Raw genomic sequence first — 14,880 nt, 5'->3', positions numbered from 1 at the left:
GCGCAATATCCAAGCGCGTCAATTTGCGGCATTTTTTCAAAATTGCAGACTCTTTGCCATATTCACACACGATAATACTCGCGGTACCATTCCACGAATGCCGTGACCCCGTCGGCCAGTTCGGTTTGCGGTGCATAGCCTGTCAGTTTTTTCAGCAACTCGGCGTCGGCCCAGGTGGCTGGAACATCGCCCGGCTGCATCGGCATCAAGTTTTGTGTGGCCTGGCGACCGGTAGCTTTTTCTATCGCGGCGATGAAATCGATCAGTTGCACGGGCTGAGAATTCCCGATGTTGACAATGCGGTATGGCGCGACGGGCGACAGGCTGTCGCCTTCGATCGCGGGGCTGTCGGTGTCAGGTACGGCGTCGATCAGCAGCCGGATGGCATGGACCAGATCGGTGATATAGGTGAAATCACGCTGCATATCGCCTTGATTAAAGACATCAATGGGGTCGCCGTTCAGGATCGCCCTGGTGAATTTGAACAGCGCCATATCAGGCCGCCCCCAAGGACCATAGACGGTGAAAAACCGAAACATCGTGATCGGCAGATGGTAAAGATGGGCATAGGAATGGGCCATCGCCTCATTCGCCTTTTTCGTAGCGGCGTAGAAGGACATCTGGGTGTCGACCTTATCGGTTTCGCGATAGGGCATCTGCGTGTTGGCGCCATAGACCGACGATGTTGAGGCCAGCAGCATGTGTTCGGGCGGATAGGCACGGGCCGCTTCCAACAGCTCAAAAGTGCCAGTCAGGTTGGCCTCGACATAATCCTTGGGGGAGTCGATCGAATAGCGCACCCCCGCCTGGGCGGCCAAATGAACGACGATATCAGGGCGGTGATCCTGGAACAGCTGCATCAGACATCCCGGATCTTCCAGCTTACGATTATCCACAGTGAAGCCGCGCGATTGCAGCAACATCTGCTGACGGCGTTCTTTTAGCTGCACATCATAGTAATCGTTCAGCGAATCCAACCCGATGACGCGAAATCCATCGTCCAGCAGTCGCTTGCAGCAATGATATCCGATAAATCCAGCCGATCCCGTGACGAAAGCCGTTCTCATAATGTCCCTATGGCCCGTTGTTTGCCCCCTGTTACCGGACCTTTTATGCCAATGACCAGCCCCCGCAGCGGTTGACTTGGCCAGATCAAGCCGTCATGAGCAGGATTCAAACTGATCTATAAGGACCTTGGCCATGCGCATTGCAATGATCGGAACCGGATATGTCGGACTTGTTTCGGGCGTGTGTTTTTCGGATTTCGGGCACGATGTGATTTGCGTGGATAAGAACCCAGACAAGATCGACATGCTGAATAAGGGCGAGGTTCCGATCTATGAACCGGGTCTGAAACAGCTGATGGCCAAGAATGTCGAGGCCGGGCGATTGTCGTTCACGCTTGATCTGCCAGAGGCGATGGAGGGGGCCGATGCCATCTTTATTGCCGTGGGCACACCCACGCGGCGCGGCGATGGGCACGCCGATCTGACCTATGTGTATGCCGCGGCCAAGGAAATCGCCGCCAATATCAAGGATTATACTGTCGTTGTGACCAAATCGACGGTGCCGGTCGGTACAAATCGTGAGGTTGAGCGCATTATCCGTGAAACGAACCCCGATGCGGATTTCGATGTGGCCTCGAACCCGGAATTCCTGCGCGAAGGGGCAGCAATCGATGATTTCATGCGCCCCGATCGTGTGATTGTCGGCGTTCAGAACGACCGTGCCGCTCAGGTCATGTCAGATGTTTACCGGCCACTGTTCCTGCGGGATTTTCCGATTGTCACAACAGATCTGGAAAGCGCCGAGATGATCAAATACGCAGCCAACGCTTTTCTGGCGACCAAGATCACCTTTATCAACGAAATCGCGGCGCTGTGCGAACGGGTGGGGGCGGATGTGAAACAGGTGTCCAAGGGGATCGGGCTGGACAATCGCATCGGCAACAAATTCCTGCATGCAGGCCCCGGCTATGGCGGATCGTGCTTTCCCAAGGACACCAAAGCGCTGGCGCGAATCGGTCAGGACCACGCCTGCCCGATGGAGATTACTGAAACCGTCATCACCGTGAACGAGGCGATCAAACGCCGGATGATCGACAAGCTGAACGATCTGTGTGACGGGTCGTTCAATGGCAAGAATGTCACCGTTCTGGGCGTGACTTTCAAACCGAATACGGACGACATGCGCGATGCACCGTCGCTTACAATCGTGCCCGCACTGGTCGGTGGCGGCGCCAGGGTCAAGGTGGTCGATCCGCAGGGCAAACACGAAGGCGAAGCGTTGTTGCCGGGTGTAGAGTGGATCGAGGACGTCTATGAGGCCGCAACCGGCGCCGATCTGTTGGTGATCCTGACCGAATGGAATGAGTTCCGCGCGCTGGATCTGACCCGAATCGCCAAGGGCATGTCACAGCCCCGTTTGGCTGATCTGCGCAACATCTACTCGGCCAAAGACGCCAAAGATGCTGGGTTTGAGCAGTATTCGGCGGTTGGGCGTTAACGCAACGACACAACCATCGCGCGAAAAGCGTTAATGAAATATTATAAGTATTTGATTTTTAAATGCTTTTATAAAAAATTTTACATGGCTGGATTTAACTAAAAATTGAGATTTACCCAAGCAAATCGGTGTCAGACAGCACGGACCCGTGCAGGACGTAACCGCAAGGACAGGTCTTGGGATGAAAGATATCTATTCAAATGTTCGCTTTGCCGACGGTACCAAAGCCCCCGCTTACCGGTTTTACACGAGTATAGGAAAACGGGCATTTGATCTGTTATTGGCTGCGATCATCCTGCCTGTCATTCTGCCGATCCTGTCCGTGCTGTGGGTGTGCGTCCGCCTGGATGGCGGGCCCGGTTTTTTTGGTCAGGAACGGGTCGGCCAGAACGGTCGCCGCTTTACATGCTGGAAACTGCGGACCATGTGTCTGAATGCTGAAGCACAGTTGCACCGACTTTGCGCCGCTGACCCAAAGCTGGCGCAGGAATGGTACGAAAATCAGAAACTGGAAAATGATCCACGCATCACGCGGGTCGGGCGTTTTCTGCGCGCCAGCAGCCTGGATGAACTGCCACAGATCTGGAACGTCATCCGTGGTGACATGAGCTTTATCGGACCCCGTCCCTTTACCAGCGATCAGGAACATCTTTACCTGGCTGCGGGGGGCCGTGCCTATTTCAAACTGCGTCCCGGCATTTCGGGCCTATGGCAGGTTGAGGGGCGCAATGACACGACTTTTGTGGATCGCATCAAATTTGATAACCGCTACTATGATCAGGCGTCGTTGCTGTGCGATCTGGTGATCCTGCTGAAAACCGCGGGTGTTGTCATCAGCAGGACCGGTAAGTAGACCTTACAGGGGCGTCAGTCGCATCGATTTCAGCGTCGTCTTTGAAAGCGGTGGCCAGTACCCCTGATCCACGGTCTGGGCCGAAAAGACCTCTGTGCTGTCATCGCCATAGGTGACCGACACATCATAAAGCCCCGTCAGCCCCGTCAGGCCAATCTGATCCGCCGCGCGAACCGTGCTGCCGCCATCCGACAGGATAAAGCTGCTTGGGCTGACCGCTGGTTCCATCTGCATCCCCAGCAGAATAACGTCTTCGCCTGCGGTGCGGGAATTCGGGCCGAAGCCGATATTGAACGCCCCGGTGAAGTTCGGCACATAAGTAAAGCGCATGCGATAGGTTTGCGCGTCGGGCAACAGCACCTCGGCCAGATCCGTGACGGCACCCGCGGCGTTGCTGTCGAGCGTCAATGCACCTGCAGTGCCACCGACCGAGCTGGACGCGCCTGATCCACCATCTTTCAGGGTGACGGCCGCCATGCCCGAGGTTCCGGCGCGATAGTAAATCGTCACCGAATAGGCCTGGCCCATGTTCAACGTGGCATGGTCCAGAATGCGGTGCCAGTTCTGACCTTCCGAGATCACAGAAACGCCTGGAAACAGACCCAGCGCATTTAAAGACACGTCTGTCACCGTGGCCCCACTGCGCGACCAGCTATTTCGCGTGGCAATCGCATGGGGCAGAATGTTCACGCTGGAGGGCTCAATCAAAAGGCCCTGTCCGGTTTCGGGATCATTCGTGAACCGTGCAACATTAACGCCCACCTGGGTCAGATCACCGTTCAGGGCATAGAGTATCGCATCGGAGCTGCGCGAAAACTGGACACCCGCTGGCAGCGGCCCTGACAAAAAGTCAAAATCGATTGCCGATGGCCCCGTCACGCCGTGGCGCTGTGCTGACATGAAATCGAACCCAAAACTAAACATATTTTCCCTCCGACAGACGGTGCATCAACCTTTCGGAAACTTTTATGCGCGATTGGTTAACAGGGCCTTGGGCCACCGTACGCAGGGTTAGACAACGCCATGGGATCAGCAATTCACTTTTATTTGCCAGCCTTTAATGGCGGTGGAGCGGAAAATGCGATCATTCGTTTGTTGAATTACTGGCATGCCCTGGGCCGCCCCGTTGCGCTGATCGTTAACCAGGATACGGGTCCGCTGAGGCACAAGCTTGATGCAGCTATTCCGGTTCATGCCCTGGGATCGAAACACAGCCTGCTGAATACTGGTCGACTGGCCCGGCATTTGCGGCGGCACAGGCCCCGGCTTTTGGTGACGGCTTTGCTTAGTCCGAATGTTGCGGGTGTATTGGCGGGTGGTCTGTCGGGGCGGGTTTGCCCGGTCGTCTGTCTGGTACGCAATCACACCTCAACCGAACTTGCTGCGAAAAGCCGGATGCGTAGGGCGTTGATCAAGCCATTGTTGACACTGGCGTATCGTCGTGCCGATGCTATCGGATGTGTGGCCCAGGATGTGGCGGACGATCTGATCGATCTGTTTGGGGTGACCCCCGAAAAAGTTGGCGTCACGCTGAACCCCGTTCCGGTGGTCAGGTCCACCGCGCGACCCGACGATATGCCGAATGATGGTGCGCCTGTCCTGTTGGCAATTGGTCGGCTGGTATCGCAAAAAGACTACCCGACTGTCCTACGCGCCGTTGGAAAACTGCAAAATGTTCGAAAAAGCCACCTGGTCGTTCTGGGCGATGGTGAGGATAGACCGATTTTATCCCGTCTGGTCAGCGATCTTGGCCTACAGGATCGTGTGCACTTTCTAGGGTATCGCAATAACCCGACCGATTACATGGCGCATTGTGATGGCTTCCTGCTGCTGTCGAAATTCGAAGGTTTTCCCAACGTCCTGGCCGAGGCATTGGCCGCTGGCGCTAGCATCGTCGCCACCGATGCGCCCGGCGGGGCAGCAGACATATTGGACGATGGAAAATACGGTAAATTGGTCCCGGTCGGTGATGTCGAAGCCGCTGCATATGCAATGCAACAGATGTTGGCTAACCCCTTCGACCGCGACAGACAGATGGCCCGAGCACAGGCGTTTCAGATCGATCGGATTGCGGCCCGCTATGACAGGCTTTTTGATCAGGTCTGTCGGCTATGCGACCTTGACGCGGAAATGGCGGCATGACGGGGCGATTGACGCTGACCCACTGCGCGCCACGGTGGCATCATTACGCTTTTGTATTGCTGGGGATTGCGCTTTATTCACGTGCGCTTGATCGGGTTTTGTCAGGTAACCCATCGCATTACGGTATTGTTCAGTCATCTTTAGCCGTTCAGATTGTGGCAGCGGGGCTATTGGCTATCTCGGGGTTGATCCTGGTATGGCGACCGTCCGTGGGCCGACTGGATATCGGCCGAATTTCCGTTGCTGCCTTGACGATCTGGATCTTTCTGTCGGCGCTATGGAGCGCCGATGCGCCGCACAGCCTGCAAAAAGCGCTTAGCCATCTGGGCGTCGTCCTGTTCGCCTTTGCATCTCTGAAAATTCTTGGGCCGAATGCTGTTTTTCAGCTGCTGGTTCGGGCGACTGCGGCATTTGTCTGCATTCAGTTCGCGATTGCAATTCTGGCACCGGCTTATGCGTTTCACAATGCATGGGACCTGGGTGTGGGTGAACATGCCGGGCGGTTTCGCGGGTCATTTTTCCACAAGAACGAAACCGGGCGCATGTTGGGGCTGGCGCTGCTGATACTTATGGCAGGCCGCACGGTTTTTAATCGCAAAACGGTCTGGTGGGGACTGATTGCGATGGTGTGCGGGCTTTTGATCGCGTCGGCATCGGCCAAGTTGTTTTTGTCACTTCCAGCAGCGCTGATAGTCTTCCTGTTTCTAAAATGGCAGGCGCATCTGGCGATCAAGACGGCGTGTCTTGTCTATCTGATCACACTTGTCGCGATGGCCTATCATCTGATCGACGGGCATGCTGTTCTGGAAAGCCTGATTGGGCTGACGGGCCGCGATTTATCCTTGTCAGGTCGGGACGCGATCTGGTCCGTTGGGTGGCCTCAGATCGTGCAAAACCCCATGATTGGCGCGGGCTATGACATGGGCTGGTCACAGCCGCTGAGAGACGCGCTTTTGATGATCAAAGGGCCAAGCGGCGTCGTTAATCATGCTCACAACGGGTATTTTCAGACGATGTTAGATTTGGGCGCGATCGGTGTGGCTCTGGCCCTTCTGCCCCTGATGCTGCTGATCAGCCGCACCCTGCGCGCCCGGATGAAATCTGGTCCGCAAATCCTGGTCGGGCTGATCGTGCCCTATATCTTGCTGCTGAATATCACGGGCAGTTATCTGACGCTGAACGGCGACATTTTCATGTGCCTGACGATCTGGCTGCTAAGGTTTTCGGAACGGCCCCAGCCAAGACCTGATCATAGCACGCAGCCGTCTGTTCAGCGATTTGATCCCAGTCATAGGGTTGCAGATGTGCCGCCCAATCTGGTTTTTCTGCCGGTTCGCTAAGGGTGTTGTCAATGGCATGTTCCAGCGCGTTCAGATCGCTGGTTTTGAAATAGCAGCGGGCGGGCAGGCCCAGCTCAAGATTGCCGGGTATATCACTTGCGACGATCGGCAGCTGGTATTGCATGGCCTCAAGCAAAGCGATGGGCAGGCCTTCGTGGCTGGAGGGCAGGCAAAACAGCGCAGCATGGCTAAAAAGCTGGCGCAACGGCGCGCCGCGGACAAAACCGGTTAGAATGACATTATCTTCTTGCAGAGCCAGGTCATGCAGCTTTTGCGCATAAGAGCTGTCGTGATCAGCGCCCCCTGCGATCACCAGTTTTTTGCCAGCCGCCCTGATCTGCCGGGTGGCTTGTATCAGATCAATATGCCGCTTTTCCGGAACGAGGCGCCCGACGCTGAGAATATATTCGTTTGGCTCTAGACCCCATTGGTTCAGATGATCTGTTTCGTCCGAAGGCCCGGTGGGTGCGACACCATTGGGAATGAATTGGAACGGCTTGCTGTAAGCTTTGTTCATGTCGTAAGTAAGAGCACGGGAAATGGCGATCCTATGGTTGGCCCATCGCGCGGCCAGGGCCTCACCCGTGCGCAAAACAAACCTTGCGAAACCGCCCCATTTTTCGCGGTCATAGTCCTTGCCATGGTGCGTGACAACAACGCGCAGGCCCAACAGACGGGCCAGTGGCGTGACGATACCGGGACCGATGGCGTGGATATGCAGAATATCCGGACGCTTGATGGCTGCGTAAAACACGCCAAACAGCGAGTGCACGATCGTTTCGAACCGCGCGCTTTTTGGGCACCATATGGCAACCGTCGGTATCTGATCTTGCGCGCGGTGATAGGGTGTTCGGGCGATGATCATCACATCATGGCCCAGCTTTTGCAAGCGTGGGGCCAGGGCAGCGACGTGGGTTTCGATACCACCTTGAACGCCGCCCACATCCCGTAGCCCCAGCATCATGATCCGTGTCATGGGATATCCAGTTCTGGTTTGAAGTCCATATCGACAACGGCCTGAACGCGGTCACGATAATTGCCGGATGAGGGCATGTCTTGGTCCGACACCCAGGTCTGTGCGATCCGGTTTATGAAATCGTCATAAGATCCCAGATAGCGGGCCGGCACACCCGCTACGACACAACCATCGGGGATTGACTTTGTAACCACACTGCCCGCCCCGACAATCACACGATGGCCAATGCGGACGCCGGGCATCAGGATTGATCCGCTGCCAATAAAGACGTCATTGCCGATACTGATAGGCCGATAGGAATACTTGCGCCCCCTGTCATCACGCGCCAGCCATCCGGCGCCGTCGTGGTTAATGAATTTGACATCACCCGACACAGTGACGTTGTCGCCGATGGTGATCAGAAACGGCTCTGACCCGAAATCCTTGGTCAGGATGCGGCAATTCTGGCCGACCGTGACACCGCTTTTGCGCGCCAGAGATTGACCCGAAAACATCAGCCGCATCACCTTCCAAAGGATACGACGAATTGGGGTGTGAAAACGTATCATGGCGCAGCGCCCGACGCGCGGTAAGCGGGCCAGACCATCACGGCGCAGTACAAAAACGACAAGGTCAGGGATGTGATTGCAAAGGCCTGGATGGCGATCACGGTATCTTGGGTCAGGGCGTATGCAGCCGCAATGGCAATCGCCCGCATGACCAACTGCGCCGCATTAATGATCAGCGCTGCACGCCTTTGGCGCAGTGCTGTCGCAGCGGCGTTCAAAGGCGTCGTTGCAATCAGTCCGACCATCATAATCGCAACTGACGTGACAAAAGGCTGGGATGCGGCCCAGGCGGATCCCAATGCGATCTCAATGATGTAATGTGCGCCCAGGGCAAGGCCAAACGCCGACGCAAACCCAACCAGCACGGCCCAAACGGTCGCCCATCGTAGAAAGTCATCCGCCCCGTCAAGTTTGATCTTCTCAACCACCAAACGGGCAAAGATCGGTCTAAAACTGGCGGCGACAACCAGATAAGGCGTTAAAAGCAGGTTGAAGCCCAGCCAATAGTAACCGACTTGGTCCATTTCATCCAAGGCGGTCAGGAAGTAAACTGGCACCTGAAACCCCAAAATTGTCATGATCGCAGACGGGCCGCCCAGTGTCAGCTCTCTCCAAACTGGTTTTACTATGCGCGCCGTCAACTTTGTTTTCATGGCGTATCGGAAGCCCTGAAGGCACTCTTGCCACGCCGACACCCCGCCGATCGTTGGTCCGGCCATGCGCGTCAGGATAAGTGCGTTGGCGGTGGGTGAAACCCAGGCGGCCAGAACCTGAAACAGGGCGGTGGATGCCGCTGATAAACCAATGGGTCGCGACGCATGCTGACGTTGTCCAATCGAAGTCATCTGAGCGGGCAGGATATATTGAATGACCGAGTTGGCTATTACGGCAAATGGCAATGCAAGCCAGATCAGGGCGGCACCCATCGCCACCGCCAGGCCGCTGAATACTATCAACAGACTGAAAACTATCAGGTTCAGCTTGTACGACAGCCCTATGAACCGTTTAGTGCCGTGTTTTGTCTTGCAGGCCAGCGCAATCACATCACAGCGGCCCGCACTCAGCTGAGCCAGAATAGCAACAATTGCCGTAAACAGCCCCAATAGGCCAAAGGCCGACGGATCAAAAAACGCCGCACAGTATAAGGTAGACAAAAACAGAATGCCTTGCCCAAAGGCGCGCCCCGTGATGACGATCGCCAAGTCGGTCCAAAGCGATGATTTCAGGGCTGTGTCCAATGTCGATCCTTATTGCAGCAATGGTTAATGCGCTAAGTTCTTAACGTTTATTTTTGGTTAACCGGGGCCAACTCTGAACTGTCGGTGCAAGCCGCTTCATACCTGCGTACGGTGCTGGAAGACTGCGTTAAGGATTTGTTCTTAGATTTTCCCGTGATTTCGCAACGCAAGGATCAAGGGCCAAACCCATGTCGAACCCATTCAAAAACCGCACGCTTCCGCTGAACGGACCGGCCGCTGACATTGCGCCGGTGACACCGAACGACACACAAGACCTGCCAGACGTCGCCTTAGCGCTTTATGCCGAAACCGGCGGCATCATTCGTTTCGTCAGCATCAAGGGCGCCGAACGCACGGTCGAAGTCGCAGATCGCGCCATTCTGCCCGTCGGCGTCACGCGCGTTTTGCAAACAGGAACAACGGCCACCGGGCTACACGCCTTCGTACTTTAAAAGACAGACAAACGGCCGTCTGAAACCCCGCCATTTTGGCGGGGTTTTTGTTTTCAGAATCTCAAGAACACAAACCTGCATCCGATTTCGCAAAATATTGTGCAATTGCGTGACATTGGCCCCTAAACCTCGTATAAAATCGACAAAATACGAAGGAAAAACTGAATGGCCGATAACGAGCAAAATTCTGAAGAGTATGGCGCCGATTCAATCAAGGTTCTCAAAGGTTTAGAAGCGGTTCGCAAGCGCCCCGGAATGTACATCGGTGACACCGACGACGGCAGCGGTCTGCACCATATGGTATATGAGGTCGTCGATAATGGCATTGACGAGGCTTTGGCCGGTCACGCAGACGCCGTTAACGTTAAAATTCACGCCGATTCCAGTGTGTCCGTCAGCGACAATGGCCGTGGTATTCCTGTTGGGATGCACGAAGAAGAAGGTGTGTCAGCGGCTGAGGTGATCATGACCCAACTGCACGCTGGCGGTAAGTTTGACAGCAATTCGTATAAGGTGTCAGGCGGCCTGCACGGTGTGGGTGTGTCTGTTGTTAACGCCCTGTCCGTCTGGCTGGAATTGCGCATATGGCGCGACGGGAAAGAACACTACGCCAAGTTTGAACACGGCGAAACCACCGAACATCTGCGTGTCGTCGGTGATGCGGATGGGCGCAAGGGCACGGAAGTCCGTTTCTTGGCCTCGACCGGGACGTTTTCAAACCTCGAATACAGCTTCGAAACGCTGGAAAAACGGCTGAGGGAACTGGCCTTCTTGAATTCGGGCGTCCGCATTATTCTGGAAGACGAACGGCCCGCCGAGCCCCTTAAAACCGAGCTTTACTATGAAGGCGGCGTTAAGGAATTTGTCAAATACCTTGACCGTTCCAAAACACCGATGATCCCAGAGCCGATCTTTGTCAAAGGTGAAAAGGACGACATCGGCGTTGAGGTCGCGATGTGGTGGAACGACAGCTATAACGAAATGGTGCTGCCCTTTACCAACAATATCCCTCAGCGCGATGGTGGCACGCATATGGCAGGCTTTCGCGGCGCGCTGACGCGGACCATTAACAACTATGCGCAATCCAGCGGGATCGCGAAGAAGGAAAAGGTCAGCTTTACCGGTGATGACGCCCGCGAAGGGCTGACCTGTGTGCTGTCGGTCAAGGTGCCTGACCCGAAATTTTCCAGCCAGACCAAGGACAAATTGGTCAGTTCCGAGGTGCGCCCGGCTGTTGAAAGCCTGATGAACGAAAAGCTGGCCGAATGGTTTGAGGAAAACCCAAATGAGGCGCGGCTGATCGTCAGCAAGATTATTGAGGCTGCCTTGGCCCGCGAAGCCGCCCGGAAGGCACGTGAGCTTACGCGGCGCAAAACCGCGCTGGACGTGAATTATCTGGCGGGCAAGCTGAAGGATTGTTCTGAAAAAGACCCCTCCAAGACTGAACTGTTTCTGGTTGAGGGCGACAGTGCTGGCGGTTCAGCTCAAACCGGGCGTGACCGGCGCACACAAGCGGTTCTGCCACTGCGGGGTAAAATTCTGAACGTCGAACGGGCGCGGTTTGACAGGATGCTGGGCAGTCAGGAAATCGGCAATCTGGTGATGGCCCTTGGTACCGGCATCGGGCGCGACGAATTTGATATCAGCAAGTTGCGCTACCACAAGATCGTCATCATGACCGATGCGGATGTGGACGGCGCGCATATTCGGACGCTGTTGTTGACCTTCTTCTTCCGCCAGATGCCTGAATTGATCGAAGGCGGGTATCTGTATATCGCGCAACCACCACTGTTCAAAGTCAGTCGCGGCAAATCTGAAGTGTACCTGAAAGATCAGGGCGCCCTTGATGACTATCTGATCGAACAGGGGGCCGAAGGCGCCATCCTGCATCTGGGATCGGGCGAAGAAATCGTCGGTCAGGATCTGCTGCGTGTGCTTGAGGAAGCCCGACAAACCAGACGTGTTCTGGACGCTTTTCCAACCCATTATCCAAGCCATATTCTGGAACAGGCGGCGATTGCCGGGGCATTCATGGAAGGCCAGGTCGACGCTGATTTGCAAGGTGTGGCCGACGCTGTGGCGGAACGGTTGGATCTGATTGCCGCGGAATATGAACGCGGTTGGCAAGGGCGCCCAACGCAGGACAAAGGTCTGCGCTTTACCCGTGTGCTGCGCGGTGTGGAAGAGGTGCGGACGCTGGACGGTGCCGTCCTAAGATCGGGTGAGGCCCGACGCCTTGGCGCGATCACAAAATCCCTGCAAGAGGTCTATCGCCAGCCCGCAAAATTGATCCGTAAGGACCGAATGACCAATATCTATGGTCCACTGGACCTTTTGGCGGCGATTCTGTCCGAAGGCGAAAAGGGACTAAGCCTGCAGCGGTATAAGGGACTTGGCGAAATGAATCCCGATCAGTTGTGGGAAACAACCCTTGATCCCGAGGCACGCACGCTGCTGCAGGTCCAGGTCGATGATGTGGCCGAGGCTGACGATCTGTTCACCAAGCTGATGGGCGATGTCGTTGAACCGCGCCGGGATTTCATCCAGACCAACGCGCTGAATGTCGAAAACCTCGACTTTTAGCGCCTATCGAACCTGGTTGAGGTAGTCCAGCAACTGCCTGGCCGTTTCTCGATTAAGTGTTTCGTTGTGCCCCGCATCGGGCACTTCGATCAGTTGCTTTTCGTCCGTCCCAGCGGCGGCATAAACGGCGCGGCCCATTTCGATCGGGATCAACGTGTCGTCTGTGCCATGCACAACAAGCAACGGAACGTCGATTTGCGGAATGGTTTCAAGTGTTTGCCACTGGTTTACCATGACCGGGGTCAACGGGCTTAGCCACGGGTAAAGCGACGCAGTCACATCGGGGATGGAAGTATAGGGCGCCTCAAGCACCATGGCATCGGGTTGTTTCAACCCAGTGTCCCTTAGGGCATTGGCCAGTTGCACCGAAACGCCGGTGCCCATGCTTTCACCGTATAGAACGATGGGATTATCGTTAGACATATCCACCAATTCCGGCAATGCACGATAGAACGTCATGGCATCTGCTTCGATCATATCCTGACGCGGCCGTCCGCCACTGCCCGATGACCCGCGATAGCCCAATGCGGCCAGACCGAAGCCGTTGTCGATGAAATACCTGAACACGTTAATCCGGTTGGCCAGATTGGCCGCATTGCCATGAAAATAGACGATGACCGGGCGACCCGGCGCGGGATCTGCGGCCCAGACAACCAATCGCGTTCCGCCCGCAGCGGTCAGATCATGTGCGGCCAGTCCCGGCACATCGAACTGTTTTGGATCAACCTCGGTCGGGTCAAGGGGGTAAAGCATCATGCGTTCGATCGGCCGTAATGAAAACGCAAGCGCGCCCAGAAAGATCGACCAGATCGCAAGACGGCGGATCACGATTTCACCTGATAAGGTACCAGATTGCGAATATCGGGATTAACCGTCAATCTGCGTTCAAGTGGCGGGACGGACCGCTGATGGCAATTGCTACGTTCGCAGATGCGGCAGGAAATCCCAATTGGTTCAAAGGCTTGCGGGTTCTTGATATCCAGATCATCGGCATAAACCAACTCGCTGGCATGCTTGACCTCACACCCCAGCCCAATGGCATAGCGGCGGACGGGTGCATGGAAGGCCCCACCTGATTTCGACACATCCCGCGCCAGACAGAAGTATCGCACACCATCGGGCGTCTGGGCCAATTGTCGCAAAAAACGACCCGGTGTTTCAAAAGCGCGATGCACATTCCACAAGGGACACGCCCCGCCAAACCGGGCAAACTGAAGCCGCGTTGCCGAATGGCGTTTCGTGATCGTACCCGCCTGATCGACCCGGACGAAGAAAAACGGAATGCCCTTGGCCCCCTGTCGTTGCAGGGTCGATAACCGGTGCGCCACTTGTTCGATTGATGCACCAAAATGATCGGCCAGCCGTTCCAGATCGTGCCGGTCCGCCTTGGCCTGCCGCAAAAAATGGCCGTATGGCATCAGCGCCGCACCGGCGAAGTAATTTGCCAGCCCGATTTTGGCGATACCGCGGGCCTCGGGGGATTGAAAGCGGGCCAGGTCCAAAGTGGCCTCCAGCAGATCATCCTGGGTGATCAGCGCAAACTGTAACAGCAACTGAAAGGTCTGCGTCGACGGCGCGATACGTGTGGACAACTTTAAAACCCTGGCCGCGCTATCGTAGTACCGCAGCACCTCAAGATCATCGTATCTGACTGTTATCCCAAGGTTTTCCAGCCTGCTGATTGTATGCTGAACGATGCTGCCACCTGCATCAGACGCAAAGCGTTCGGCGGCCCGATCAACCGCATCGATATAATTGTCGCAATAGTGAAAGAAATCACGCACCTCTTCCCATGGGGATTGCTGCGCGCTGTCCTCATTGCGCCCAAGGGCTTCGTTCAGCGACGCAAACCTTTCCTGTGTGACTTTGTAGGCGCGATGCAACTCTAGAAACGCACGGACAAAATTCGGCGCGTTGGCCGCGGTTAGTTGCAGGTCCGCCAGTGGCGGCGCGACATCCCCGAAAACCGGGTCGGCCAGGACCTCTTGCAGGTCCATGACGATCCGGCCCGTGTCGCCCGCCGACAGTTCGCGGACATTAAACCCAAACTCGGCCGCCAGCGCCAGAACGACGCCTGTCGACACCGGCCGATTGTTATTTTCCATCTGGTTGAGGTAGGGAAGAGACACCCGCAGCTTTTCAGCAAAGACCTTTTGCGTCAGACCAAGACGCGCCCTGATCTCGCGCAGTTTGACGCCCGCGTATAGTTTCTGTGTGCTCATGCGACTTTGCAATTTACCTTT

Annotated in this window: 12 protein-coding genes and 1 pseudogene; 6 read left to right on the top strand and 7 right to left on the bottom strand. The window is 55.7% G+C overall.

Annotated elements, in window-relative coordinates; genetic code table 11:
* Window positions 1-62: 62 nt before the first annotated feature.
* On the bottom strand, window positions 63-1,067 hold the full coding sequence (locus H7848_RS01110) for an SDR family NAD(P)-dependent oxidoreductase (RefSeq protein WP_208347314.1): 1,005 nt from the start codon (window positions 1,065-1,067) through the stop codon (window positions 63-65).
* A gap of 133 nt (window positions 1,068-1,200) precedes the next feature.
* Between H7848_RS01110 and H7848_RS01105 the strand changes: the two genes are divergently transcribed.
* Both H7848_RS01105 and H7848_RS01100 read left to right on the top strand, forming a co-directional pair.
* A complete protein-coding gene (locus tag H7848_RS01105; RefSeq protein WP_208347312.1) occupies window positions 1,201-2,505 on the top strand; it encodes a UDP-glucose dehydrogenase family protein in 1,305 nt (434 codons plus the stop codon).
* A gap of 181 nt (window positions 2,506-2,686) precedes the next feature.
* Entirely contained in the window at window positions 2,687-3,358 is a 672-nt protein-coding gene (locus H7848_RS01100) for a sugar transferase (protein WP_208347311.1), read from the top strand.
* Window positions 3,359-3,361: 3 nt separating this feature from the next.
* Here the strand turns inward: H7848_RS01100 and H7848_RS01095 are convergent, their stop codons facing one another.
* A complete protein-coding gene (locus H7848_RS01095) occupies window positions 3,362-4,282 on the bottom strand; it encodes a phage head spike fiber domain-containing protein (protein ID WP_208347310.1) in 921 nt (306 codons plus the stop codon).
* Between the two features lie 99 nt (window positions 4,283-4,381).
* Between H7848_RS01095 and H7848_RS01090 the strand changes: the two genes are divergently transcribed.
* Together H7848_RS01090 and H7848_RS19690 are read left to right on the top strand one after the other, a co-directional pair.
* A complete protein-coding gene (locus H7848_RS01090; RefSeq protein WP_208347309.1) occupies window positions 4,382-5,500 on the top strand; it encodes a glycosyltransferase in 1,119 nt (372 codons plus the stop codon).
* Window positions 5,497-6,537 (top strand): annotated as a pseudogene (locus H7848_RS19690) (O-antigen ligase family protein); the annotation flags it as partial. The gene H7848_RS01090 and the pseudogene H7848_RS19690, both read left to right, overlap by 4 nt.
* A 154-nt stretch (window positions 6,538-6,691) precedes the next feature.
* Here the strand turns inward: H7848_RS19690 and H7848_RS01085 are convergent.
* From H7848_RS01085 to H7848_RS01075, 3 genes are read right to left on the bottom strand one after another with little or no spacing between them, the layout of a single operon-like run.
* Window positions 6,692-7,816: a glycosyltransferase family 4 protein gene (locus tag H7848_RS01085; protein WP_208347308.1), complete on the bottom strand. Its 1,125-nt coding sequence runs from the start codon at window positions 7,814-7,816 to the stop codon at window positions 6,692-6,694.
* Window positions 7,813-8,364: an acyltransferase gene (locus H7848_RS01080; RefSeq protein WP_208347307.1), complete on the bottom strand. Its 552-nt coding sequence runs from the start codon at window positions 8,362-8,364 to the stop codon at window positions 7,813-7,815. The genes H7848_RS01085 and H7848_RS01080 overlap by 4 nt, the downstream gene beginning before the upstream one ends.
* Window positions 8,361-9,602, bottom strand: a complete 1,242-nt coding sequence (locus tag H7848_RS01075) for a lipopolysaccharide biosynthesis protein (RefSeq protein ID WP_208347306.1) — start codon at window positions 9,600-9,602, stop codon at window positions 8,361-8,363. The genes H7848_RS01080 and H7848_RS01075 overlap by 4 nt, the downstream gene beginning before the upstream one ends.
* A 188-nt stretch (window positions 9,603-9,790) precedes the next feature.
* Here H7848_RS01075 and H7848_RS01070 point away from each other — a divergent pair, with 188 nt between their 5' ends.
* Together H7848_RS01070 and gyrB are read left to right on the top strand one after the other, a co-directional pair.
* Window positions 9,791-10,054, top strand: coding sequence for a spike base protein, RCAP_Rcc01079 family (locus H7848_RS01070; RefSeq protein WP_208347305.1), 264 nt, complete (start codon window positions 9,791-9,793; stop codon window positions 10,052-10,054).
* A 165-nt stretch (window positions 10,055-10,219) separates the two neighbouring features.
* Window positions 10,220-12,637 carry a DNA topoisomerase (ATP-hydrolyzing) subunit B gene (gene gyrB / locus H7848_RS01065; protein WP_208347303.1) on the top strand — a complete coding sequence of 806 codons (2,418 nt, stop codon included), beginning with the start codon at window positions 10,220-10,222 and terminating at the stop codon, window positions 12,635-12,637.
* 3 nt (window positions 12,638-12,640) lie between these two features.
* On the opposite strand, the gene H7848_RS01060 is transcribed toward gyrB, so the two are convergent.
* Together H7848_RS01060 and H7848_RS01055 are read right to left on the bottom strand one after the other, a co-directional pair.
* A complete protein-coding gene (locus tag H7848_RS01060; protein WP_208347302.1) occupies window positions 12,641-13,465 on the bottom strand; it encodes an alpha/beta hydrolase in 825 nt (274 codons plus the stop codon).
* Window positions 13,462-14,859 carry a helix-turn-helix domain-containing protein gene (locus H7848_RS01055; protein ID WP_208347301.1) on the bottom strand — a complete coding sequence of 466 codons (1,398 nt, stop codon included), beginning with the start codon at window positions 14,857-14,859 and terminating at the stop codon, window positions 13,462-13,464. Before H7848_RS01055 ends, H7848_RS01060 begins: the two co-directional genes overlap by 4 nt.
* Window positions 14,860-14,880 lie beyond the last annotated feature (21 nt).

This window comes from Pseudaestuariivita rosea, assembly GCF_017592335.1.
In the GTDB taxonomy this organism is placed as follows: Bacteria; Pseudomonadota; Alphaproteobacteria; order Rhodobacterales; family Rhodobacteraceae; genus Parasulfitobacter; species Parasulfitobacter rosea.
This window is presented reverse-complemented; position numbering and strand designations above follow the sequence as displayed.

Excerpts from the sequence above, each read along its gene's own strand:
- H7848_RS01110 (WP_208347314.1), bottom strand. The coding sequence starts at position 1,067 with ATGAGAACGGCTTTCGTCACGGGATCGGCTGGATTTATCGGATATCAT.
- H7848_RS01105 (WP_208347312.1), top strand. The coding sequence starts at position 1,201 with ATGCGCATTGCAATGATCGGAACCGGATATGTCGGACTTGTTTCGGGC.
- H7848_RS01100 (WP_208347311.1), top strand. The coding sequence starts at position 2,687 with ATGAAAGATATCTATTCAAATGTTCGCTTTGCCGACGGTACCAAAGCC.
- H7848_RS01095 (WP_208347310.1), bottom strand. The coding sequence starts at position 4,282 with ATGTTTAGTTTTGGGTTCGATTTCATGTCAGCACAGCGCCACGGCGTG.
- H7848_RS01090 (WP_208347309.1), top strand. The coding sequence starts at position 4,382 with ATGGGATCAGCAATTCACTTTTATTTGCCAGCCTTTAATGGCGGTGGA.
- H7848_RS01085 (WP_208347308.1), bottom strand. The coding sequence starts at position 7,816 with ATGACACGGATCATGATGCTGGGGCTACGGGATGTGGGCGGCGTTCAA.
- H7848_RS01080 (WP_208347307.1), bottom strand. The coding sequence starts at position 8,364 with ATGATACGTTTTCACACCCCAATTCGTCGTATCCTTTGGAAGGTGATG.
- H7848_RS01070 (WP_208347305.1), top strand. The coding sequence starts at position 9,791 with ATGTCGAACCCATTCAAAAACCGCACGCTTCCGCTGAACGGACCGGCC.
- gyrB (WP_208347303.1), top strand. The coding sequence starts at position 10,220 with ATGGCCGATAACGAGCAAAATTCTGAAGAGTATGGCGCCGATTCAATC.
- H7848_RS01055 (WP_208347301.1), bottom strand. The coding sequence starts at position 14,859 with ATGAGCACACAGAAACTATACGCGGGCGTCAAACTGCGCGAGATCAGG.